The following is a 20,452-nucleotide window of genomic DNA, read 5'->3' on the forward strand; positions in this document are numbered from 1 at the left end:
CGGACAATCACCTCAGGTCAGCGCCGCCGCTCGTTGCCCGGCCCTTTCCTCTCCCTCGTCGATCGGGGGAGAGGTGTCGAGCGAAGCTCGACGGAGTGGGGGTCGACCTTCGCCGCCCGCCTGAGGTTACTTCGCCAGATTGTGCCTGTCCCGCAGCGACTGCGCGTTTAGCGACCGCCTTCCCCCACTCCGTCGCCGCTTCGCGGCGCCACCTCTCCCCCTCCGGAGGGAGAGGAAAGGAGCCAAGGCAGGGCAATGAGGAGTGGCGTCGTCATGGCCTTCGCTTGCGCGCTTCTACTTCACCGCCGAATCGAACAGGTGCGCCTTGATCTTCTCGACATCGAGCGCGGCAAAGCCTTCCGACAGTTTGACGCCGTCTGCGTCGGCCTTGACCTTGGCCTTGTTGAAGTCGTTGGCGGCCGGGATCAGGTCGTTGCTGCAGACATCCTCGGCCTTCACCGGGTTGGTGATCTGGCCGATCTTGTGGATCTCGTCGAAGAAGCCCTGCCAGCTCGCCATGTCGTGCGACCCCCAGCCGCCGCGCTTGTCCATGTCGCCGCGGAAGACGTTGATCTGCTGCAGGATCGAGGTGGTGCCGAGCTCCGGTCCGAGGTTCTTGGCCAGCGTCGGGAACTGCTCGAACACCGCTTCGACCGCCGCGCGCGGATTTTGATAGCCGAACTCAAGGCCCATCGCCCAGCCGCGCAGGTATTTTTCCAGGAACGCCTTCTTGTCGGGATCCTCGAGATCGGCGGCGCGCACGACGAAGGTGTTGGCCGGCAGCTTCGAGTTCTTCACGCCGAGCCAGTATTCGAAGTCGAGACCCTTGGCGATCCATTCGGCGCGCAGCCCTTCCCATGACAGCGCCGCGTCGCCTTGGCCGCCGGCAAGCGCGGTGCCCCAGGTCGGCCAGCCGGCCTCGACATACTTGATCTTCTTGATGTCGACGCCTTGCGCGGCAAGCAGCGGATCGGTGATCGACTGCCAGGCGGCGGAACCGAGCAGGATGGTCTTGCCTTCCAGCTTCTTCAGGTCGTTCGAGCCCTCGCCCTTGCGGAAGGCGATGCTGAACGTGTCGCGCGCGCCCATGTGGAACACCGACTTCAGCTTCATGCCGTTCTGGATGGCGAAGGAGAACACGCCGGGCGAGGGAAAGCCCATATCAGCCTGGCCGACATCGACGAACTTCACCGTCGCCGTGCCGTCGGACGGCCCCGGCTGCATGTCGGTGTCGAGCCCGTCGAAATAGCCAGCCTTCTTGGCCGCCCAATAAGGATAGTCGTCGAGCACCTCGAGCGTGCCGCGCGGCGAGATCCAGGTGAATTTTCCATAGGCCTCGGCCCTCGCCCTGAGGCCGGTGGCGCCGAGCGCGGTCGCCGTCACCAGGCCGGCGCCGGTGACCTGCAGGAAGATGCGGCGGCTCATTCCCGCCTGTTGGATGAAACTGTCTTTGGTCATGGCATTCCCCTTTTTGTCTGACGTTGGTCTGCCGCCCGCCTCGCGGGCGTGCTCATTGCCTTTGCTTTAAGCCTCCCAGCTCGCCCATTTCTTGCCGATGAGGAAGAACAGCACGTAGATCAGGATGCCGAGCATCGACAGGATCAGCACCACGGCGAAGAATTGCGGCATCTGGATCATCGACGAATAGGTGGTCAGCCGGTTGCCGAGGCCGAAGCCACCGCCGACCATCTCGGCGCCGACGGCGGTGAGCAGGCCGAAGATGGCGCCGATCATCAGCCCGACCAGGATCATCGGCAGCGCCATCGGCGCGCGGATCTTCCAGAATATCTGCAAGGTGCTGGCGCCATAGGACCGCGCCAGCGCGATCTTGGCGCTGTCGACGCGACGAAAGCCGGTGGCGGCATTGATCATCACCATCGGCCCGGCGGCCAGCGCCACCGCGATGATGCGCGGCGTGTAACCGAAACCGAAACGCAGGATGAGCAGCGGCACCAGCGCCAGCATCGGCGTGGTAACCAGCAGCAATATATACGGCGCGACGATCTTTTCCGCGAACGGGAACTGGGTGATGACCGCGGCCAGCACCAGACCGACGGCGGCGCCGATGGCAAAGCCGGACACCAGCTCGACCAGCGTATAGCCGAGATGCGGCGCGATCAGCGGAAACTCGTCGAACAGCGCATAGGCGATCGAGCTCGGCGGCGGCATGATGTAGAGCGGCACCTGGAACAGCCGCAGCGCGAGTTCGATACCGCCGATGATGATGACGGCGACGGCGAGGATGGCCGCCACCTCCTTGCCCGACTTGATGCCGGGGCCGCTGGCGAAGGCCGAGAGGTTGGTCAGGCTGACGTCTTGCCCATCGCCTGATTTCGACTTCGAAAATTCGGGAATGGCGTCGCTCATGGCCTGATCCTCACGATCTCGGCGCTCGGGCGTTCCGGCGCCTTCGGTCTGGTGCGCTCTCCGACAATGTCCATCTTGATCCGGTTGGTGAGATCGAACACCTCCTTCGTCGCCATGATCTCCAGCGAGCGCGGCCGCGGGAACGGCACGCGGTATTCCTTGGCGACGCGGCCCGGCCGCGCGCTCAGCACCACGACGCGGTCGGAGAGGAAAATCGCTTCCTCGATCGAGTGGGTGATGAAGACGATAGTGGTCTTGGTGTCGAGCCAGATCTCCTCGACCAGCCGGTTCATCTCCTCGCGGGTAAAACTGTCGAGCGCGCCGAACGGCTCGTCCATCAAAAGCACCGATGGTTTCAGCGCCAGCGCCCGCACGATCGCCGCGCGCTGCTGCATGCCGCCCGAAAGCTCGCGCGGGAACTTGCCGCCGAAACCGTCGAGGCCGACGCGGTTAAGCAGATGCGCGATCCAGGCGCGGTCCGGTTTTTCGCCCTTGATCTCGAAGGGGAAGCGGATGTTGGCGTCGAGATTGCGCCAGGGCAGGAGGTTGGCTTCCTGGAAGACGATGCCGATATCGGGATGCGGCCCGGAAATCTCTTTGCCGTCGAGCTTGATCGCGCCGCTTGTCAGGCCGTGCAGCCCCGACATCGACCACAAAAGCGTGGTCTTGCCGCAACCGGACGGGCCGACGATCGAGACGATTTCATTGGCTCTGACGTCGAGGCTGCAGCGGTCCAGCGCCAAGAGGTCGCCGGACGCCGTGTGATAGATCTTGGTCGCTGCCTGCACGCCAAGCTTCGGCGTTGTTATCTCGCCCGCGTTCATCCGCCCCTCGGAGATTGCGTGATGATCCAAAGGTCATCAGACTGTCAAAAATCAGTGTGTAACTATCCTACTTTGCTGTCAAGCGTCGACGACGGCGAGCATGGGACGAGAACCGACTGCTAGGAATAACTATCTGTTTTGACGTTGTATTCTTTGCCTTGAAATTCGTGTTGCTTTCCTACATGATTTGGCAGGCGCACACGCGAATGCCCTCGCGGCACGCATCGGTTGCAGCGCCGTCCTGCGCATGGAACGACAGCGTGCAAACATGATAAGAGGTCAGGTCGAAAACGGGCTAGGGAACACCGCCTTCATGACCGAAGCTGCCAGCCATCCGATCGCGGACGAAGAGGGAACCGGGGGCGAACCCGTCCGGCGCATTCCCGACATCATCTCGCTGGTCAAGGATTCCTACGGCGAATTGCGCCCGGCCGAACGCCGCGTCGCCGATGTCGTGCTCGATAATGTCAAATATGCCGTCGACGCCTCCAACGCGGCGCTGGCCCAGCGCGCCGGCGTCAGCGAACCGACGGTGACCCGGTTCTGCCGCGCCATCGGCTGCGAGGGCGTGCGCGACTTCAAGCTGAAGCTGGCGCAGAGCCTCGTCGTCGGCGCGCTCTACCTGGACACGTCGCCGGCCAGGGAGAGCGACGCCGCCATGCCGTTCTGGAACGCGGTGTTCGGCGAAGCGCGCCGGGCGCTGCAGGAAGCCGAGCGGCAGCTCGATCCGGGTGAGCTGGAAAAGGCCGCCGAGCTGATCGCCCAGGCCCGCCAGGTCACCGTATTCGGGCTCGGCGGCAGCTCTTCGGCGCTGGCGCAAGAAACTCAATACCGGCTGTTTCGCTATGGCATCTCGATCAGCGCCCAGTGCGACCCCTATTTGATGCGCATGACCGCCTCGACGCTGAAGCCCGGCGACCTGGTGATCGCCATCTCGGCGACCGGGCGCACGCGCGAGGTGATCGAGGCGGTCGAACTCGCCAAGCACTACCGCGCCAACGCGATCGCCGTGACGGCGCCCGATACCGAGCTCGCCCGCGCCTGCGACGTCAGGCTGACGGTTGCCGTGCCCGAATATCCCGATACGCTGAAGCCGACGGCCTCGCGCTTCGCCTTCCTGGCGATGATCGACCTCCTGGCGGTGGCGTCGGCCTACAAGCTCGACGGCCCGGCCCGCGAGACCGTGCGCCGCATCAAATACAACGCCCAGATCCACCGCACGGGCAAGGAAATGGAGCCGCTCGGCGACTAATCCTTCTCCCCGTCACTATACGGGGAGAAGGTGCCGGCAGGCGGATGAGGGGCAGCGCCGAGTTCGACAGTTGCCGTCCCGCTATACAGATTGGACGCATACAAGAGGGAAAACATGCTCGAGATTGCACCATCCAAACAGGCGGCCGCATGGCTTGGCTCCTTTTCACAGGCGCTTGAATCCGACGACGTGTCGGCCGCAAGCAACCTGTTCGTCGACGATTGCTATTGGCGCGACCTGCTGACCTTCACCTGGAACGTCACCACGATGGAAGGCCGCGAGGCCATCGCCGACATGCTGAAGTCGATGCTGGCGACGACGAAGCCTGCCGCGTGGCAGCTCACCGGCGAGGCGACCTCGGATGAAGGCACGATCGAGGCCTGGTTCACCTTCGAGACGGCGGCGGCCACGGGCCAGGGCATCATGCGGCTGCGCGACGGCCGCTGCCGTACCCTGTTCACGGCGATGACCGACTTGAAGGGACACGAGGAGCGCAAGGGCGCAGCGCGGCCGCTGGGCGTGCGCCACAAGGCGGACCCGGAACGCGAGACCTGGTCGGAGGCGCGGGCGCGCGAGACGCGCGAGCTCGGCGTAACGGAGCAACCCTATTGCCTGGTCATCGGCGGTGGCCAGGGCGGCATCATGCTCGGCGCACGGCTGCGGCAGCTCGGCGTGCCGACCATCGTCATCGAGAAGAACGCACGGCCGGGCGATTCCTGGCGCAACCGCTACCGCACGCTCGTGCTGCACGATCCGGTCTGGTACGACCATCTGCCCTACATACCGTTCCCCGACAACTGGCCCGTCTTCACGCCCAAGGACAAGATGGGCGACTGGCTGGAAATGTACACGCGCGTCATGGAGCTGAATTACTGGGTCGCCACCAGGTGCCTCAGCGCCAGCTACGACGAGACGGAGAAAGAATGGACCGTGGTGGTCGACCGCGTCGGGCAGCGCATCACGCTCAAGCCGAAGCACATCGTCTTCGCCACCGGCGCCTACGGTCCGCCGCGCAAGATCGACCTGCCGGGTTCCGACCAGTTCAAGGGCGAGCTGCTGCACTCGAGCCAGTATGCCAGCGGCGAGAAGTTCCGCGGCAAGAAGGTCGCCGTCATCGGCGCGGCCAGTTCCGGCCACGACGTCTGCGTCGATCTCTGGGAGAGCGGCGCCGACGTCACCATGATCCAGCGCTCGCCGACCACGGTGGTCAAGTCGGACACGCTGATGCAGGTCGGCTTCGAGATCTTCTCCGAGGACGCGCTGGCACGCGGCATCACCACCGAGAAGGCCGACATGATCGTCGCCTCGACGCCGTTCGCGCTGGTGCCCAAGGGCCAGCGCGCGCTCTACGACGTCATCCGCGCGCGCGACGCCGAATTCTACGAGCGTCTGGCCGCCTCCGGCTTCGCGCTCGATTTCGGCGACGACGAAACCGGCCTTTTGATGAAGGCCTACCGCACCGGCTCCGGCTACTACATCGATGTCGGCGCCTCGGACCTGATCATCGACGGCAAGGTCGGCATCCGCAGCGGCGTCGCGATAAAATCGCTGACGGCGAAAGGCATCCTGTTCGAGGACGGCAGCGAGCTCGAGGCCGACGCCATCGTCGCCTGCACCGGCTACCAGTCGATGAACGAGAATGTGGCGGCGCTCGTCTCGCGCGAGGTCGCCGACAAGGTCGGCCCCTGCTGGGGCCTAGGCTCCGGCGTCAAGGGCGACCCCGGCCCCTGGCAAGGCGAATTGCGCAACATGTGGAAGCCGACGGCGCAGGAAGCACTGTGGTTCCACGGCGGCAATCTTGCGCTGTCGCGCTTCTATTCGAAATATGTCGCGCTGCAGATCAAGGCGCGAATGGAAGGGATCGAGACGCCGGTTTATGGGGCGCCGAGCAATTCGCGGCGGTGAGGCGGAAGCATGCTTCGGTGAGAGGTCGACCCCCACTCCGTCGAGCTTCGCTCGACACCTCTCCCCCGATCGACGGGGGAGAGGAAAGGCGCAAGTTCACCGACCTTGGCTCCCTTCCTCTCCCTCCGGAGGGGGGAGAGGTGGCTCGGCGAAGCCGAGACGGAGTGGGGGAAGCCGCTCGTCAATCGCGCAGCCTCCTCGATATCGGTTAATCCTACCGGTGTCCGAAATGCCTGGCTGCCACCTCGACATGCGTATGCCCGACATGGGCCACGAAGCGCTCGGTCTCGCCGACATCGTCGACCGCCTCGTTCGGCCACCAAATGCCGCCGACGACGATGCCTTCCGGCACCAGCCGCTGGTCGGCGACCAGCGAGGCGCCGACCGCGTCGACGAAGGTGAAGCGGCCTGACCGCTGCCGCAGCACGGCCACGTCGCCGGCGGTGCCGATCGTCAGCGTTCCGAGGTCCGGCCGCGCGATCGCCCGCGCTGGCGCCTGCGTCGCGGCGCGCAGAACCTCGACCAGCGGCATGCCGAGGGCCATTAGCTTCGACATGCAGACCAGTATGTCGAAGGCCGGCCCGTCGACGCAGTAGAGATGTACGTCGCTCGAGATGACGTCGGGCGCCAGCCCTTCGGCCAGCATGGCGCGGGCGACCTCGAAGTCGAACGAACCCATGCCATGGCCGAGATCGAAGATGACGCCGCGCTCGCGCGCCAGCCGCATGTCGGGCCGCACCGTGCCGGAGGCGAACACCGGCGCATTGGGGAAGGGCCGGAAGCAGTGGGTGAGAATGTCGCCCCGGCGCAGGCGCGGCAGCACTTCGGAGCGGCCGGGCGGTGGCTCGTCTATATGCGCCATCAGCGGCAGGCCGGCCTTGTCGGCGGCCTCCAGCGCCAGGTCGACCGGCGCGATGCCGCTTGTGCCGCCGGCATGCTTGCCGGAGCGAACCTTGACGCCGACGACGACGTCGGCGTGCTCGCGCACCGCCGCCACCACCTCGCGCGGCTCGCAGAGACGGAGATCGCTGCATTCGCCGACCGACACCGTCTGCGAGAAGCCGAAAATGCCGGCAAAGGAAATGTTGACATAGGCCAGGATGCGCACCTTCGAACGCTCCATGACATGGCGGCGGAAGCCCAGGAAATTGCCCGCGCCCGCGCTGCCGGCGTCGATGAAGGTGGTGGTGCCGCTCTTGGCGGCGAGCCTGTCGGCGTCGACACCGAGCGAAGTGCCGCCCCAATAGACGTGGCTGTGCAGGTCGACCAGGCCGGGCGCGACGATGCAACCGGTGGCGTCCACCACCTGGGCGGCGCTGGTCGCGGGGATGTCGGCGTCGATCGCGGCGACGCGGCCACTGGCGATGGCGACATCGCGCGGCGCATCGATGCCGGCCGCCGGGTCGATCAGCCGTCCGCCCTTCACGAGGAGGTCGAATTGCATTGTTGGAACCTTCGATTGCCCGAATTGCCGTCTCAGGCCGGTCTGTAGGCGACGGCCTCGACTTCGATCTTGATGTCGATCATCAGCCGCGATTCGACCGTGGTGCGGCCCGGCGGATTTTTCGGAAAATGCCTGGCGTAGACAGCGTTGAAGGCGCCGAAGTCGCGCGCGTCCTCGAGCCAGACGGTGGTCTTGACCACGTCGTCCATCGTGCAGCCGGCGAGCGCCAATGCGGCCTTCACATTGGCGAGCACCTGCTCGGTCTGCTCCGTGATGCCGCCCTTGACCACGATGCCGTCGCCGCCGACGGGAACCTGGCCCGAGACAAAGACGAAATCGCCGGCCCGCACGGCGGGCGATAGCGGCACGTGTGATGTTCCGAAAGTCTGCTTGGGCAAGGGACGGCCTCCTCCGATGACATGGCCGGACACCGAGGTGGCGCCCGCTTTGAACGAGATTTACCGCGATCGGGGCAATCCCGATAGAGGCCCTTGTTGGAAAGCAACATTGTTCGAAATCCGTGTTGCTTTATTACAGATGCGCTTGCATCGTGCGCGTTTGCCGGACGGGCTCCACGCCACGACGGACAGACGCCCCTTGCGAAACCGGAGACCCGACAATGACCTTCGACAAGAACCCGTTCCCTTCCGGCGACGCCGACCGTCACGCGCTGTGGGAGATGCTGGTGCGGCGCGACATCGACGCCTTCATCGGCCAGGATTGGGCCATGGTCGAGAACGATTTCATCGCCGAAAGCTTCTTCGGCATGCATGCGCATTTCCTGGCCAATGCCGATGCCTGGCGGCTGCAATTCCCGCGGCTGGAGATTTACCGCGACGAGTGGCTGCGCCAGGCCAAGGAAACGGCGGCGGCCAAATTCGCCGAGCCGCTGCGCGAGGCGCTGTTTCGCGTCACCAATCTGCGCGACATCGATGTCGACGGCGACCGCGCCGTGCTGCACAAGAAATTCGACGGCAGCGTCGCCAAGGCGGATGGCAGCGTCGACCGGCTGAAATGGCAGACGCTGTATTTCTGCCGAAAGGTCGGCGCGAGCTGGAAGATAGCCGGCTTCGTCGGCTACATGCCTTATCCGCTGGGAAGCTAGTTTCGATTCCCATGAATGGCCATCGACAGTCGCGATGGCCGATCAGCCCCGCCAATTCCCGTGGCGAGCTGCTCAGTACAGCGTGATGAAGGCCGGGAACAGCACGCCTGTCTCCCTGAAATACTCGATCAGCTCGATGGCCGGGAAGATGGCGAGGAAATAGAGCCCGTCGAAAAAGGTGCGCCTCAGCGCCCGGGTCGAGAACCGCAGCTCGTCATTGTCGTGGTAGAGCAGCGGGTTTGGCCAGAACCGGGGCGTCGCCTTGATGTAGGCGCTGTAGGCCGGGCCGAACTTGCCCAGGAGATATTCGGCCTCCCTGCGCGCCGTGACACGGAAGATCAGGAAGCTGGCGACGCCAAGCGCGGCGGCGGCCACCACCGAGCCGTAGAGCAGGCCGATGCCGACCGCGCCGACCGTCGAGAAGAAGTAGAGCGGGTTCTGGCTCATCGAGAATGGTCCCGTCGAGACCAGCTCTTCATTCTTCTTGCCGCCGACATAGAGGATGCTCCACAGCCGGCCGGCGACGCAGGCGAGCACCAGGCAGAAGCCGAAGAATTCGAGCGTTTCGTGGCCGTTCGAGCCTTCGCTGAGCGCCGGTTTGGTCAGGAACAGCAGCAGCACCGCCAGCACCGCCGCGACCCGGATGAATATCAGCCGCTTGCGCTGGTCGAAAGCCTGTGAAACCGGCTTGAGGGAAGCGTAGGTCATTTTCGCGTTTTCCTGGGCACTCTGGTGCAGGCCCGGCCACTGGGGCACGCCATTGATGGCGGATACAAGGCGTTCATCCTCTATCAGCGCATCGCGAGGCATTCGTAAAGGCCTTTCGCGTCGGCCACCGCCATCCTTACGAATTTGTATGGCGCCGGACAGGCTGGCGAGAACTCAAATCCCTATCGTTGGATGCCGGTTCGCCATTCAGGGGCCGGCTCCGATTAAGACAGAGACAGGAACGGTTTCATGAGAAGAATTGCACTGGCCGCCGCACTGGCCACCCTCGCGGTCTGCGGATCGCGTTCCTCCGTTTTCGCGGCCACCGCGCCTTGCGAGGAGACGTTGAAGGCCCTTCGCGCCGCCGAAGCGACAGCCAAGCTGAGCCCCGCCGACAAGACCAAGGTCTCGGAACTGGAGACCAAGGGCATCGAGCGCTGCAATGCCGACGACGACAAGCGCGCCGACGACTTCTTCGCCCAGGCCATGAAGGTCATGGGCAAGTAACCCGCCGCGGCATCGAGGACATCAGCCATGCTCGCACCCCACACACACCCCACACCGAGCCAAAACAGGGTGCCGGACGTCACCCTCGACTTCTGGCTGGTCAAGCTGATGGCGGTGACCATGGGCGAGACGGCGGCGGACTATCTCGCCGTCAACCTCGGCCTCGGCTTGACCGTCACCTCGCTGATCATGACCGGCGTGCTGGTCGTCGCCCTCGCCCTGCAGTTCGCGCACAAACGCTACGTGCCGTGGGCCTACTGGCTGGCGGTGGTGCTGATCAGCGTCGTCGGCACGTTGATCACGGACAACCTCGTCGACAATTTCGGCGTGCGCCTGCAGACCACGACGATCGCCTTTTCCGTTGTGCTCGCGGCGACATTCGCGGTCTGGTACGCGAGCGAACGGACGCTTTCGATCCACACCATCTTCACGACCAGGCGCGAGATCTTCTACTGGCTGGCGATTCTCTTCACCTTCTCGCTGGGAACCGCCGCCGGCGATCTGGTCGCCGAGACCTTCGACATGGGCTACCTGACCACGGGCCTGCTGTTCGGCGGCGTCATCGCGCTTATCGCGCTCGCCTGGTATCTCATCCATCTGGATGCCATCCTGGCCTTCTGGCTCGCCTATATACTGACGCGTCCGCTGGGTGCTTCCTTCGGCGATTGGCTGTCGCAGCCAGCCGAATATGGCGGCCTCGGTCTCGGCACCACCTACACCAGCCTGATCTTCCTCGGCTGCATCATTGCGCTCGTTCTCTACATGACGCTCAGGAATAATGCCGATGAGATGGACGACATGCTGCTGGACTCGGAGTGAACCGCGGTCGGACGCCGCAAGGCCTGGCCAGTTGGCGACGATCCTAGGAACGGACCCGAGCCGGTGATAGCCTGTCGCCGATACCGGCAGCCAGGGAACAGCGATGCGGCTACTTCTCGTCGAGGACGACCACAGGACGGCGGACTATATCGTGCGCGGCCTGACCGAGGCCGGCCATGTCTGCGATCTGCTGCGCAACGGACATGACGCGCTCTTCGCCGCGACCGGCGGCGGCTACGACGTGATCGTCGCCGACCGGATGATCCCGGGCCTCGACGGCCTGTCGATGGTCAAGGCTGTCCGCGCCGCCGGCGTGCGCACGCCGGCGATCTTCCTCACCTCCGTCGGCGGCATCGACGACCGCGTCGAGGGGCTCGAGGCCGGCGGCGACGACTATCTGGTCAAGCCCTTCGCCTTTTCCGAGCTGCTTGCCCGCATCAACGCGCTCGGCCGGCGGCCGGCCGCGCAGGAGCAGAAAACCGTTCTGCGGGTCGCCGACCTCGAAATGGACCTGATCATGCGGCGCGTCGTCAGGCAGGGCCAGCCGATCGACCTGCAGCCGAGGGAGTTCAGCCTGCTTGAGGTGCTGATGCGCGGCGAGGGCCGCGTCATCACCCGCACCATGCTGCTGGAGCGGGTCTGGGATTTCCACTTCGACCCCAAGACCAGCGTCGTCGAGACCCATATCAGCCGCTTGCGGGCCAAGGTCGACAAGCCGTTCGGTACCCAGCTCATCCACACCATCCGCAACACCGGCTACAGCCTGCACACGCCGCTCTCCCAGTGATCGCGACCTTCCGATGACCGCGACCCAGACCCGCCTGCTGCGCAGCACGCCGTTCCGGCTTGCCCTGACGTTCGCCTTCCTGTTCATGCTGGCCTTCGTGCTGGCGGGCGCCATCGTCTACCAGATGATGAGCGCCGACCTTGCCGAACAGCTCGACGATACCATCAGCGAGACCTATGCCGTCATCGCCGCGACCTATGCCGACAAGGATCTCAGGGAGTTGGTGGAGACCGTCGAAAACCACTCCGTGCGCAACCCTAGGGAGGAGCAGCTCTTTTCGCTGACCGACGCCGCCGGCAACCGTATTGCGGGCAACTTCACCGCGGCGGGGCTTCCAGATGGTTTCTCGATGTTCGGCGCCGAAATGCCAGGCCTGCCGCCGGACACCGAATACCGGGCCTATTCCGGTCCGGTCGGCGCCAACACGTTGACCATCGCCTTCAGCCTCTCCGAGACGGAGGAACTGGAAACGATCATGCTGATGAGCTTCGGCTGGGCGACGCTGATCATCACCGGCCTGGCCGTCGCCGGCGGCGCCCTGCTCGCCTCGCGCGTCCAGCGCCGTCTCGACGGCATTGCCGCCACGATGGTCGACGTTTCGCATGGCCGCCTCGACACCCGCATCCCGCTGACCGGCAAGGACGATGACATCGACATCGTCTCCAGCCAGATCAACGCCGCGCTCGACCGCCTGTCGGCGCTGGTCGAGGGCATGAAGCAGGTCAGCGCCGACATCGCGCATGATTTGAAGACGCCGCTCAACCGCCTGCAGATGATCCTGGAGAGCGCCGCCGACAAGGCCGCACGGCGCCAGGACGTCTCCGACGATCTGGCCGACGCGCGCGCCGAGGGCCACCAGATCAACGAGACCTTCGACGCGCTGCTGCGGATCGCCCAGATCGAGGCCGGCGCGCGCAAGGCGCGCTTCACCGATGTCGCTCTCGGCGAGATCCTCGAGACCATTGCCGAGATCTACGCCGGCGTGGCCGAGGACGACGGCAAGGTGCTGTCGGCTGCGGAACCGGACAAGACCGCGGACCGCATTCATGGCGACCGTGAGCTGTTGACGCAGATGTTCGCCAATCTGGTCGAGAACGCGCTGCGCCATTGCCCTCCCGGCACATCCATCCAACTCTCGGTGACGCGCCGGGACGACCGCGTGCTTGCCGGCGTCGCCGACAATGGCCCCGGCATTCCCGCCGACGAGCGCGAAAAAGTGTTTCAGCGTCTCTACCGGCTGGACCACAGCCGCTCGACCCCCGGCAGCGGCCTCGGCCTCAGCCTTGTCAGGGCCATCGCCGAGCTGCACGGCGCGACCATTACGCTCGAGGACCGCCGGCCGGGGCTGGCCGTGGTGGTGAGTTTTCCCCTGGTGATGGATTAACTTCGGAAGTTAGCGAAAGCCGGCGTCGCGGCCATCTCCCCCGCAAGGGGGGAGATGGCCGTAACGTCACCTGTCGATCCGTGTCGACAAAATAATCGACGACGATGTCCGCTCGACCCCCTCCATGGCGCCGATCTGGTCGAGCAGCGTGTCGAGGTCGCGGATCGATGGCGCGTCGACGATGACGATCATGTCGAAATTGCCGCTGACGGAGTGCAGCGTCCTGACCGGCGGCAGCGCCTGCAGGCTGCGCACCACCTTGTCGGCGAGCTTCGGCGTGACGGTGAGCAGCACATGCGCCCTGACCAGCCCCTGCTCATAGTCCGGCGCCAGCCGGACGCCATAGCCGGTGATGATGCCGCGCTGCTCCAGCCGCTCGATCCGGCTTTGCACCGTCGTGCGCGACACGCCGAGCCGCCGCGCCAGTTCGGCCGTCGAGGCGCGCGCGTTGGCGCGCAGCAGCGAGAGCAGGGCTTGTTCGGCATCACTGAGCATTTCGACGAAGCCCTTCGGCAGATCGGTGAAAGATGGGGTTCACTTTGCAGAATTCCACGCTTCCTTTCGACAGGCAAGCTGCGATGGTTTTGGGAAACGCAGATCGCAGGGGAATTTGAACATGAACAAAATCATTATCGTCGGGGCCGGCAAGATCGGCTCGACCATCGCCGAAATGCTTGCCGCGACGGGCGACTATCAGGTCACTCTCCTCGACCGCTCGGCGGCGCAGCTCGCCGCGGCGGAAGTCCCTGTCGGTGTCGAGACGCTGGAACTCGACATCGCGGCGCCCGGTGCGCTTGAAGCCGCGCTCGCCGGCAAGTTCGCGGTGCTGAGCGCCGCCCCCTTCCACCTCACCACGCGCATCGCCGAGGCGGCGGCCAGCGCCGGCGTGCATTATCTCGATCTCACCGAGGACGTCGTCTCGACCAGGCGGGTCAAGGAGCTGGCCCGTACCGCCAAGAGCGCCTTCATCCCGCAATGCGGGTTGGCGCCCGGCTTCATCTCGATCGTCGCCAATGATCTCGCCAGCCGCTTCGACACGCTGGAAAGCGTGCGCATGCGCGTCGGCGCGCTGCCGCAATACCCGTCCAACGCGCTGAACTACAATCTGACCTGGAGCACCGACGGCGTCATCAACGAATATTGCGAGCCTTGCGAGGCGATCGTCGAGGGCGAGCTGGTCGAAGTGCCGCCGCTGGAGGAGCGCGAGGAGTTTTCGCTCGACGGCGTCACCTACGAGGCGTTCAACACCTCCGGTGGACTGGGTACCTTGGCCGAGACGCTGAAGGGCAAGGTACGCACGCTGAACTACCGCACCATCCGCTATCCCGGCCACGCCGCGATCATGAAGGCGCTGCTCAACGACCTTGGGCTGCGCCACCGCCGCGACGTCCTGAAGGACATTTTCGAAAGCGCCCTGCCGGCGACGCTGCAGGACGTGGTCATCGTCTTCGTCACCGTCTCGGGCCGCAGGAACGGCCGCCTGCTGCAGGAGACCTACGCCAACAAGATCTATTCCCGGCGCATCGGCCGGACGGTGCGCAGCGCCATCCAGATCACCACCGCGTCTGGCATCTGCGCCGTGCTCGACATGCTGGCGGACGGATCGCTGCCGGCGACCGGCTTCGTCAAGCAGGAGGAAATCGCGCTCGACGCCTTCCTCGCCAACCGCTTCGGCCGCGCCTATGCCCAGCATGACATGGTAAGCCGGCTGGCGGGGTGAGCGACGGCGCCTTTCCTCTCCCCCGTCGACCGGGGGAGAGGTGTCGAGCGAAGCTCGACGGAGTGGGGGTCGACCTGGCTCGGGCTTGTTATTTCAAGCCGGGGTGATGCCTCGTCCTGACTGATTGAGGCTTGTGATGAGTTTTCAGCGGCGGTGCGTCTGAGGACCGGCTTCCCCCACTCCGTCGCTGCTTCGCAGCGCCACCTCTCCTCCCTCCGGAGGGAGAGGAAAGGAGCCTGGGGCAATCGAGCAACTCCTCCCCCTTTACGCCTGACGCGGGAGAGGGGGAGCTCTAAATATGCAGCGCGTGGCCCAGCGCCTTGAGCGCGGCTTCCTGAAACCCTTCGCCTTGCGTCGGGTGCGCATGGATCGTCCCTGCGATGTCCTCCAGCCTGGCGCCCATCTCCAGCGCCAGCCCAAACACCGCCGACAGTTCCGACACACCCTGACCGACGGCCTGGATGCCGAGCACCAGGTGATTGTCGGCGCGCGCCACGACGCGGACGAACCCGTCTTCGCCGAGCTTGGTCATGGCGCGGCCATTGGCGGCGAAGGGGAACAGGCCGATCTTGATCTCGCCGCCCTGCGCCTTGGCCTCTTCGGGCGACAGACCCGCCGTCACCAGCTCGGGATCGGTGAAGCAGACGGCCGGGATCGAGCGCTTGTCCCAGCCGCGCTTGTGGCCGGCGACGATCTCCGCGACCATTTCGCCTTGCGCCATCGCCCGGTGCGCCAGCATCGGCTCCCCGGTGACGTCACCGATGGCGAAGACGCCGCGCATCGAGGTCCGGCACTGGTCGTCGATCCGTATGAACTTTCCGGCCCTGTCGAGATCGATCTGGTCGAGTCCCCAGCCTTCCGTCACCGGCTTGCGGCCGACCGTCACCAGCACCTTGTCCGCGGCGACCTTGGTGCTCTTGCCGTCCGATGTCTCGACCAGCAGGGCATCGCCGTCTGTCGACAGCCCTTTGGCCCTGGCGCCCAGCATCACCTCGACGCCGAGCGCGGAGAGCCGCTTGACGACAGGCCGGGTCAGCTCCGCGTCATACTGCGCCAGCACGCGCGGCAAGGCTTCGACCACGGTGACCCCCGCACCCATCTTGGCGAAGGCCATGCCGAGTTCGAGCCCGATATAGCCGCCACCGACGACAGCGATTTTCTTGGGAACCTCACTCAGGGCCAGCGCGTCGGTGGACGAGATCACAGGCCCGCCGAAGGGAAGAAAAGACAACTCGACCGGCGCCGAGCCGGTGGCGATCACGATCGTCTCGGCCCGGATCACCTGGCTTCCGGTCTCGGTCTCGACCTCGACGGTCTTGCCATCGCGAAACCTCGCCCAGCCATGCACGGTCTTCACCCCGGCTTTCTTCAGCAGGCCGGCGACACCGCTGTTGAGCCGGCTGACGATCCCGTCCTTCCAGGCGATGGTCCTGGCCAGATCGAGCACCGGTGCGGTGACCGAAATGCCGAGCGGGCTGTTGCCGCCGGCCATGTGCGAGACCTTCTCGAACTCCTCCGCCGCATGGATCAGCGCCTTGGACGGGATGCAGCCGACATTGAGGCAGGTGCCGCCGGGCTTCGCAACCTCGACAATCACGGTGTCGACGCCGAGCTGCCCGGCGCGGATGGCGCAGACATAACCCCCCGGGCCCGCGCCGATGACCAGCAGCTTGCAGGAGATTTCCTTCATGTTGGCAGCTTCCTTGTCGTGAGAGCCGTCAACGTCCTCCCATCCAACCCAGCGCTGCCCCTCATCCGCCTGCCGGCACCTTCTCCCCGTATAGTGACGGGGAGAAGGGATTGGCCGCGATGTTGGCGCCCTCGTCTGCAACGCTGCCGATTGGCGAAACCATGGATAACGGCGTCTTTCTCCCCGTTACTATACGGGGAGAAATGCCCGGCAGGGCAATGAGGGGCGGCGCGGCGCCCGCCAATGGAAACTCGAGAACGCATCACATCTCCCTCAATCCACGAAAATCAGCGCCGGCGTCTCCAGCAGCGCCTTGATCCGCTGGATGAACACCGCCGCGTCCCAGCCATCGATGACGCGGTGGTCGAAGCTCGACGACAGGTTCATCATCTTGCGCGGGATGAACTGGGTGCCGTCCCAAACCGGCCGCACCATCATCCTGTTGACGCCGATGATCGCCACTTCCGGATGGTTGATCACAGGCGTCGTCGCGATCCCACCCATGGCGCCGAGCGAGGTGATGGTGATGGTCGAGCCGGACAGCTCGTCACGTGTCGCCGTGCCTGACTTCGCAGCCTCCGCCAGCCTGCCCACCTCGGTGGCACAGTCCCAGACGTCGCGCGCCTCGGCATGCTTGACGACAGGCACCACCAGGCCCGACGGTGTCTGCGCGGCAATGCCGATATGGATGCCGCCATGCTGGTGGATGATACCAGCCTCGTCGTCGAACAGGGAATTGAGCTGGGGCTGGTCCGCGATCGCCTTGACCATCGCCCGCATCAGGAACGGCAGCAAGGTCAGCTTCGGCCTCTCCGCGCCGCCCTTGGCAACACGCTTTTCCTTGTTGAGCGCGGCGCGCAATTCCTCGAGCGCAGTGACGTCGATCTCCTCGACATAGGTGATGTGCGGGATGCGCGACTTCGACAGCGTCATCTTCTCGGCGATCTTGCGCCGCAGGCCGACCAGTTTGATGTCCTCGACGGTGTCGTCGCGGGCGAGGCCCGGCGCCCTGGCCGATTGCGGCCCGCGCGCCAGGAACGCCTCCAGGTCCTCGTGGCCGATGCGGCCGACCGGACCGGTCCCCGCCACCTGCCTGAGATCGATGCCCGCCTCTTTCGCCCGCAAGCGGACAGCGGGGGAGGCCAACGGCTTTTCGCCTTCCGGACGCGGCGCGCCCGAAGCCGAGGAGCGCGTCACGGTTTTCGGCGCCGACGACGACGATGCGGGTTTCGCCGGTGTCTCGGCGGGTTTTGCCGGCTTGGGCGGCGAAGCGGCTTCGGGCTTCGGGCTCGGCAGCCTGACGGGCGGCTCGGCCCCGGTCGCCGGTTCAGCCTCCTTGCCGGGTTTCACATTGCCGTCGCCCGCCACTTTCAGCCGCACGATCGGTGAACCGATCGCCACCGTGTCGCCGATCTCGGCGCCCAGCCACAGGATTTCGCCATCGACGGGCGACGGGATTTCGACCGTCGCCTTGTCGGTCATCACGGCGGCGAGCACCGTGTCCTCGCGCACGATGTCGCCGATCTTCACATGCCATTCGACGAGCTCGGCCTCGGCGACGCCCTCGCCGACATCGGGCAGCTTGATGATGTGTTCGCCCATCTCAGGCCTCCCCCACTCTAGGCTTCCAATGTTTCAAGCAAAGCGCGGCCGACACGCGCGGGACCGGGAAAATACTCCCACTCCTGCGCATGCGGATAGGGCGTGTCCCAGCCGGCGACGCGGACGACCGGCGCCTCCAAGTGATAGAAGCAGTTTTCCTGCACCAGCGCCGACAGTTCGGCGCCGAAGCCCGAGGTCAGCGTCGCCTCATGCACGACGACGCAGCGCCCGGTCTTCTTGACCGAAGCCACGATCGTGTCGAGATCGAGCGGCAGCAGCGTCCTCAGATCGATGATCTCGGCGTCGATGCCGGTCTCCTCGGCGGCCGCTTGCGCGACATAGACCATGGTGCCGTAGGCCAGCACCGTGACCGCCGCGCCCGCCCTGCGGATGGCGGCCTTGCCGAGCGGCACGGTGTAATGGCCGTCGGCGACCTCGCCGAGCTCATGCTTCGACCATGGCGTCACCGGCCGGTCGTGGTGCCCGTCGAACGGGCCGTTGTAGAGCCGCTTCGGCTCAAGGAAGATCACCGGATCGGGATCCTCGATCGCCGCGATCAGCAGCCCCTTGGCGTCATGCGGGTTGGACGGCACCACCGTCTTCAGGCCCGACACATGGGTGAACAGCGCTTCCGGGCTCTGGCTGTGCGTCTGGCCGCCGAAAATGCCGCCGCCGGTCGGCATACGGACAACGATCGGGCAGGTGAAATCGCCATTCGAGCGGTAGCGCAGCCTTGCGGCTTCCTGCGTCAGCTGGTCGTAGGCCGGATACATATAGTCGGCAAACTGAATTTCCACGCAGGGCTTCAAACCATAGGCGGCCATGCCGATGGCCGAGCCGACAATGCCGGATTCGTTGATCGGCGCGTCGAAGCAGCGGCTCTTGCCGTATTTGGCCTGCAGCCCGTGCGTGACGCGAAAAACGCCGCCGAAGAAACCGACGTCCTCGCCGAACACGACGACCTTGTCGTCGCGCTCCATCGACACGTCCATGGCGTCGCGGATGGCCTCGATCATGGTCCGTCTTGGCATGGCTCAGACTCCCGCCTGCTGGCGCTGGCGCCTGAGATGCGGCGGCATCTCGGCAAACACACCTTCGAACATCTCGCGCGTCGACGGCTTGCCGCCGGCATGCAGCGTGCCGTGGCTTTCCGCTTCCTTCTGCGCCGCGATCACCGTGTCGAGGATTTCGGCCTCGGCCTGCGCATGCCGTTCGTCCGACCAGACACCGAGCTTGATGAGATGGTTCTTCAGCCGCACGACCGGGTCACCGAGCGGCCAGGCGTCGGACTCGGTCTTCGGCCGGTAGGCGGAGGGATCGTCCGAGCTCGAATGAGCGCCGGCGCGGTAGGTGACATATTCGACCAGCGTCGGCCCGAGATTGTCCCGCGCCCTTGTCGCCGCCCATTTGGCCACCGCGTGCACGGCCAGATAATCATTGCCGTCTACGCGCAGCGACGGGATGCCGAAGCCGAGCCCCCGGGCCGCGAAGGTGCCGGAGCCGCCGCGCGCGATGCCCTGAAAAGTCGAGATTGCCCACTGGTTGTTGACGACATTGAGCACGACCGGCGCCTTGTAGGTGGAGGCGAACACCAGCGCCGAATGGAAATCGGATTCCGCCGTCGAGCCGTCGCCGATCCAGGCCGCGGCGATCCTGGAATCGTTGGAGATCGCCGACGCCATCGCCCAGCCGACCGCCTGGATATACTGCGTGGCCAGATTGCCCGAGATCGAGAAAAAGCCGTGCTCCTTCGACGAATACATGATCGGCAGCTGTCGGCCCTTCAGCGGATCGGCCTCGTTGGAATAGATCTGGTTCATCATCGTGACCATCGGATAGCCGTCGGCGATCAGCAGGCCGGCCTGGCGATAGGTCGGGAAATTCATGTCGCCGGGCGCGAGCGCCTTGCGGAAAGCGCAGCTCACCGCCTCCTCGCCGAGATGCTGCATGTAGAAGGAGGTCTTGCCCTGGCGCTGCGCCATCTGCATGCGCGCATCGAAGGTCCGCAGCGTCATCATGTTGCGCAGGCCTTCCAGCAATTCCTCGCTGGACAGCAGCCCGGCCCACGGCCCGACGGCCTCGCCATTGCGGTTCAGCACCCGGATGATCGAAAAGGCCATGTCGCGGATGGTGCGCGGATCGACGTCGATGTCGGGGCGTGGCACGGAGCCGGCCTCGGCGATGGTCACATTGGAGAAATCAGGCGTCCCGCCCGGTCGCACTTCCGGCTCCGGAACGTGAAACCGCAACATCCCAGCATCGGCCATGACCTCGAGTCCTCCAATGTTGCCTGGCAGGGATATTTGCATATCCGCGCCGCCAGTGCGAATGCGTCGGG

19 protein-coding genes are annotated in these 20,452 nt (G+C 65.3%); 8 read left to right on the top strand and 11 right to left on the bottom strand.

Going from position 1 to position 20,452, the window contains the following annotated elements:
* Positions 1 to 294: 294 nt before the first annotated feature.
* The 3 genes from LB571_RS02855 to LB571_RS02865 form a co-directional block, all read right to left on the bottom strand.
* A complete protein-coding gene (locus LB571_RS02855) occupies positions 295 to 1,458 on the bottom strand; it encodes an ABC transporter substrate-binding protein (RefSeq protein WP_224592093.1) in 1,164 nt (387 codons plus the stop codon).
* 66 nt (positions 1,459 to 1,524) lie between these two features.
* Complete coding sequence (locus LB571_RS02860; RefSeq protein ID WP_224592106.1) at positions 1,525 to 2,367, bottom strand: ABC transporter permease; 843 nt, start codon at positions 2,365 to 2,367, stop codon at positions 1,525 to 1,527.
* On the bottom strand, positions 2,364 to 3,191 hold the full coding sequence (locus LB571_RS02865; RefSeq protein WP_140618202.1) for an ABC transporter ATP-binding protein: 828 nt from the start codon (positions 3,189 to 3,191) through the stop codon (positions 2,364 to 2,366). The genes LB571_RS02860 and LB571_RS02865 overlap by 4 nt, the downstream gene beginning before the upstream one ends.
* A 313-nt stretch (positions 3,192 to 3,504) precedes the next feature.
* On the opposite strand from LB571_RS02865, the gene LB571_RS02870 reads away from it, so the two are divergent.
* Positions 3,505 to 4,443 carry a MurR/RpiR family transcriptional regulator gene (locus LB571_RS02870; RefSeq protein WP_224592109.1) on the top strand — a complete coding sequence of 313 codons (939 nt, stop codon included), beginning with the start codon at positions 3,505 to 3,507 and terminating at the stop codon, positions 4,441 to 4,443.
* A 114-nt stretch (positions 4,444 to 4,557) separates the two neighbouring features.
* Positions 4,558 to 6,348 (top strand): NAD(P)/FAD-dependent oxidoreductase, encoded by a 1,791-nt coding sequence (locus LB571_RS02875; protein ID WP_224592112.1) that lies wholly within the window; start codon positions 4,558 to 4,560, stop codon positions 6,346 to 6,348.
* Between the two features lie 214 nt (positions 6,349 to 6,562).
* Here LB571_RS02875 and LB571_RS02880 read toward each other — a convergent pair whose 3' ends face one another.
* Both LB571_RS02880 and LB571_RS02885 read right to left on the bottom strand, forming a co-directional pair.
* A complete protein-coding gene (locus LB571_RS02880; protein WP_224592115.1) occupies positions 6,563 to 7,792 on the bottom strand; it encodes an amidohydrolase/deacetylase family metallohydrolase in 1,230 nt (409 codons plus the stop codon).
* Positions 7,793 to 7,824: 32 nt separating this feature from the next.
* Positions 7,825 to 8,190: a RidA family protein gene (locus LB571_RS02885; RefSeq protein WP_224592118.1), complete on the bottom strand. Its 366-nt coding sequence runs from the start codon at positions 8,188 to 8,190 to the stop codon at positions 7,825 to 7,827.
* Between the two features lie 221 nt (positions 8,191 to 8,411).
* Here LB571_RS02885 and LB571_RS02890 point away from each other — a divergent pair, with 221 nt between their 5' ends.
* The gene (locus LB571_RS02890; protein WP_224592121.1) at positions 8,412 to 8,897 is read left to right on the top strand and encodes a hypothetical protein; all 486 of its coding nucleotides are present in this window, start codon (positions 8,412 to 8,414) and stop codon (positions 8,895 to 8,897) included.
* A 72-nt stretch (positions 8,898 to 8,969) separates the two neighbouring features.
* Here LB571_RS02890 and LB571_RS02895 read toward each other — a convergent pair whose 3' ends face one another.
* Positions 8,970 to 9,605: a methyltransferase family protein gene (locus LB571_RS02895; protein ID WP_224592123.1), complete on the bottom strand. Its 636-nt coding sequence runs from the start codon at positions 9,603 to 9,605 to the stop codon at positions 8,970 to 8,972.
* 249 nt (positions 9,606 to 9,854) lie between these two features.
* Between LB571_RS02895 and LB571_RS02900 the strand changes: the two genes are divergently transcribed.
* The 4 genes from LB571_RS02900 (at position 9,855) to LB571_RS02915 (ending at position 13,102) form a co-directional block, all read left to right on the top strand.
* The gene (locus tag LB571_RS02900) at positions 9,855 to 10,112 is read left to right on the top strand and encodes a hypothetical protein (protein ID WP_224592126.1); all 258 of its coding nucleotides are present in this window, start codon (positions 9,855 to 9,857) and stop codon (positions 10,110 to 10,112) included.
* A 27-nt stretch (positions 10,113 to 10,139) separates the two neighbouring features.
* On the top strand, positions 10,140 to 10,931 hold the full coding sequence (locus LB571_RS02905; protein WP_224592129.1) for a hypothetical protein: 792 nt from the start codon (positions 10,140 to 10,142) through the stop codon (positions 10,929 to 10,931).
* 103 nt (positions 10,932 to 11,034) lie between these two features.
* Complete coding sequence (locus LB571_RS02910; protein WP_224592132.1) at positions 11,035 to 11,718, top strand: winged helix-turn-helix domain-containing protein; 684 nt, start codon at positions 11,035 to 11,037, stop codon at positions 11,716 to 11,718.
* Between the two features lie 13 nt (positions 11,719 to 11,731).
* Positions 11,732 to 13,102 carry a sensor histidine kinase gene (locus LB571_RS02915; protein WP_224592135.1) on the top strand — a complete coding sequence of 457 codons (1,371 nt, stop codon included), beginning with the start codon at positions 11,732 to 11,734 and terminating at the stop codon, positions 13,100 to 13,102.
* A gap of 66 nt (positions 13,103 to 13,168) precedes the next feature.
* Here LB571_RS02915 and LB571_RS02920 read toward each other — a convergent pair whose 3' ends face one another.
* Positions 13,169 to 13,597 carry an Lrp/AsnC family transcriptional regulator gene (locus tag LB571_RS02920; protein ID WP_140719599.1) on the bottom strand — a complete coding sequence of 143 codons (429 nt, stop codon included), beginning with the start codon at positions 13,595 to 13,597 and terminating at the stop codon, positions 13,169 to 13,171.
* Between the two features lie 121 nt (positions 13,598 to 13,718).
* On the opposite strand from LB571_RS02920, the gene LB571_RS02925 reads away from it, so the two are divergent.
* The gene (locus LB571_RS02925) at positions 13,719 to 14,822 is read left to right on the top strand and encodes a saccharopine dehydrogenase family protein (protein WP_224592137.1); all 1,104 of its coding nucleotides are present in this window, start codon (positions 13,719 to 13,721) and stop codon (positions 14,820 to 14,822) included.
* A gap of 292 nt (positions 14,823 to 15,114) precedes the next feature.
* On the opposite strand, the gene lpdA is transcribed toward LB571_RS02925, so the two are convergent.
* The 4 genes from lpdA to LB571_RS02945 form a co-directional block, all read right to left on the bottom strand.
* Positions 15,115 to 16,512: a dihydrolipoyl dehydrogenase gene (gene lpdA / locus LB571_RS02930; RefSeq protein WP_224592140.1), complete on the bottom strand. Its 1,398-nt coding sequence runs from the start codon at positions 16,510 to 16,512 to the stop codon at positions 15,115 to 15,117.
* Positions 16,513 to 16,785: 273 nt separating this feature from the next.
* Complete coding sequence (locus tag LB571_RS02935) at positions 16,786 to 18,114, bottom strand: dihydrolipoamide acetyltransferase family protein (protein ID WP_140712125.1); 1,329 nt, start codon at positions 18,112 to 18,114, stop codon at positions 16,786 to 16,788.
* A gap of 17 nt (positions 18,115 to 18,131) precedes the next feature.
* Positions 18,132 to 19,145 carry an alpha-ketoacid dehydrogenase subunit beta gene (locus tag LB571_RS02940; RefSeq protein WP_140618177.1) on the bottom strand — a complete coding sequence of 338 codons (1,014 nt, stop codon included), beginning with the start codon at positions 19,143 to 19,145 and terminating at the stop codon, positions 18,132 to 18,134.
* A gap of 3 nt (positions 19,146 to 19,148) precedes the next feature.
* Positions 19,149 to 20,381, bottom strand: coding sequence for a 3-methyl-2-oxobutanoate dehydrogenase (2-methylpropanoyl-transferring) subunit alpha (locus tag LB571_RS02945; RefSeq protein ID WP_015314818.1), 1,233 nt, complete (start codon positions 20,379 to 20,381; stop codon positions 19,149 to 19,151).
* Between the last annotated feature and the right edge of the window lie 71 nt (positions 20,382 to 20,452).

It is taken from the genome of Mesorhizobium sp. BR1-1-4, assembly GCF_020165375.1.
Classification (GTDB): Bacteria; Pseudomonadota; Alphaproteobacteria; order Rhizobiales; family Rhizobiaceae; genus Mesorhizobium; species Mesorhizobium australicum.

Bases quoted from the DNA above. Each gene is read 5' to 3' on its own strand.
- LB571_RS02860 (WP_224592106.1), bottom strand. From the start codon at position 2,367: ATGAGCGACGCCATTCCCGAATTTTCGAAGTCGAAATCAGGCGATGGG.
- LB571_RS02940 (WP_140618177.1), bottom strand. From the start codon at position 19,145: ATGCCAAGACGGACCATGATCGAGGCCATCCGCGACGCCATGGACGTG.
- LB571_RS02915 (WP_224592135.1), top strand. From the start codon at position 11,732: ATGACCGCGACCCAGACCCGCCTGCTGCGCAGCACGCCGTTCCGGCTT.
- LB571_RS02900 (WP_224592126.1), top strand. From the start codon at position 9,855: ATGAGAAGAATTGCACTGGCCGCCGCACTGGCCACCCTCGCGGTCTGC.
- LB571_RS02925 (WP_224592137.1), top strand. From the start codon at position 13,719: ATGAACAAAATCATTATCGTCGGGGCCGGCAAGATCGGCTCGACCATC.
- LB571_RS02895 (WP_224592123.1), bottom strand. From the start codon at position 9,605: ATGACCTACGCTTCCCTCAAGCCGGTTTCACAGGCTTTCGACCAGCGC.
- LB571_RS02935 (WP_140712125.1), bottom strand. From the start codon at position 18,114: ATGGGCGAACACATCATCAAGCTGCCCGATGTCGGCGAGGGCGTCGCC.
- LB571_RS02945 (WP_015314818.1), bottom strand. From the start codon at position 20,381: ATGGCCGATGCTGGGATGTTGCGGTTTCACGTTCCGGAGCCGGAAGTG.
- LB571_RS02875 (WP_224592112.1), top strand. From the start codon at position 4,558: ATGCTCGAGATTGCACCATCCAAACAGGCGGCCGCATGGCTTGGCTCC.
- LB571_RS02865 (WP_140618202.1), bottom strand. From the start codon at position 3,191: ATGAACGCGGGCGAGATAACAACGCCGAAGCTTGGCGTGCAGGCAGCG.
- LB571_RS02855 (WP_224592093.1), bottom strand. From the start codon at position 1,458: ATGACCAAAGACAGTTTCATCCAACAGGCGGGAATGAGCCGCCGCATC.
- LB571_RS02910 (WP_224592132.1), top strand. From the start codon at position 11,035: ATGCGGCTACTTCTCGTCGAGGACGACCACAGGACGGCGGACTATATC.
- LB571_RS02880 (WP_224592115.1), bottom strand. From the start codon at position 7,792: ATGCAATTCGACCTCCTCGTGAAGGGCGGACGGCTGATCGACCCGGCG.
- LB571_RS02905 (WP_224592129.1), top strand. From the start codon at position 10,140: ATGCTCGCACCCCACACACACCCCACACCGAGCCAAAACAGGGTGCCG.
- lpdA (WP_224592140.1), bottom strand. From the start codon at position 16,512: ATGAAGGAAATCTCCTGCAAGCTGCTGGTCATCGGCGCGGGCCCGGGG.
- LB571_RS02870 (WP_224592109.1), top strand. From the start codon at position 3,505: ATGACCGAAGCTGCCAGCCATCCGATCGCGGACGAAGAGGGAACCGGG.
- LB571_RS02890 (WP_224592121.1), top strand. From the start codon at position 8,412: ATGACCTTCGACAAGAACCCGTTCCCTTCCGGCGACGCCGACCGTCAC.
- LB571_RS02920 (WP_140719599.1), bottom strand. From the start codon at position 13,597: ATGCTCAGTGATGCCGAACAAGCCCTGCTCTCGCTGCTGCGCGCCAAC.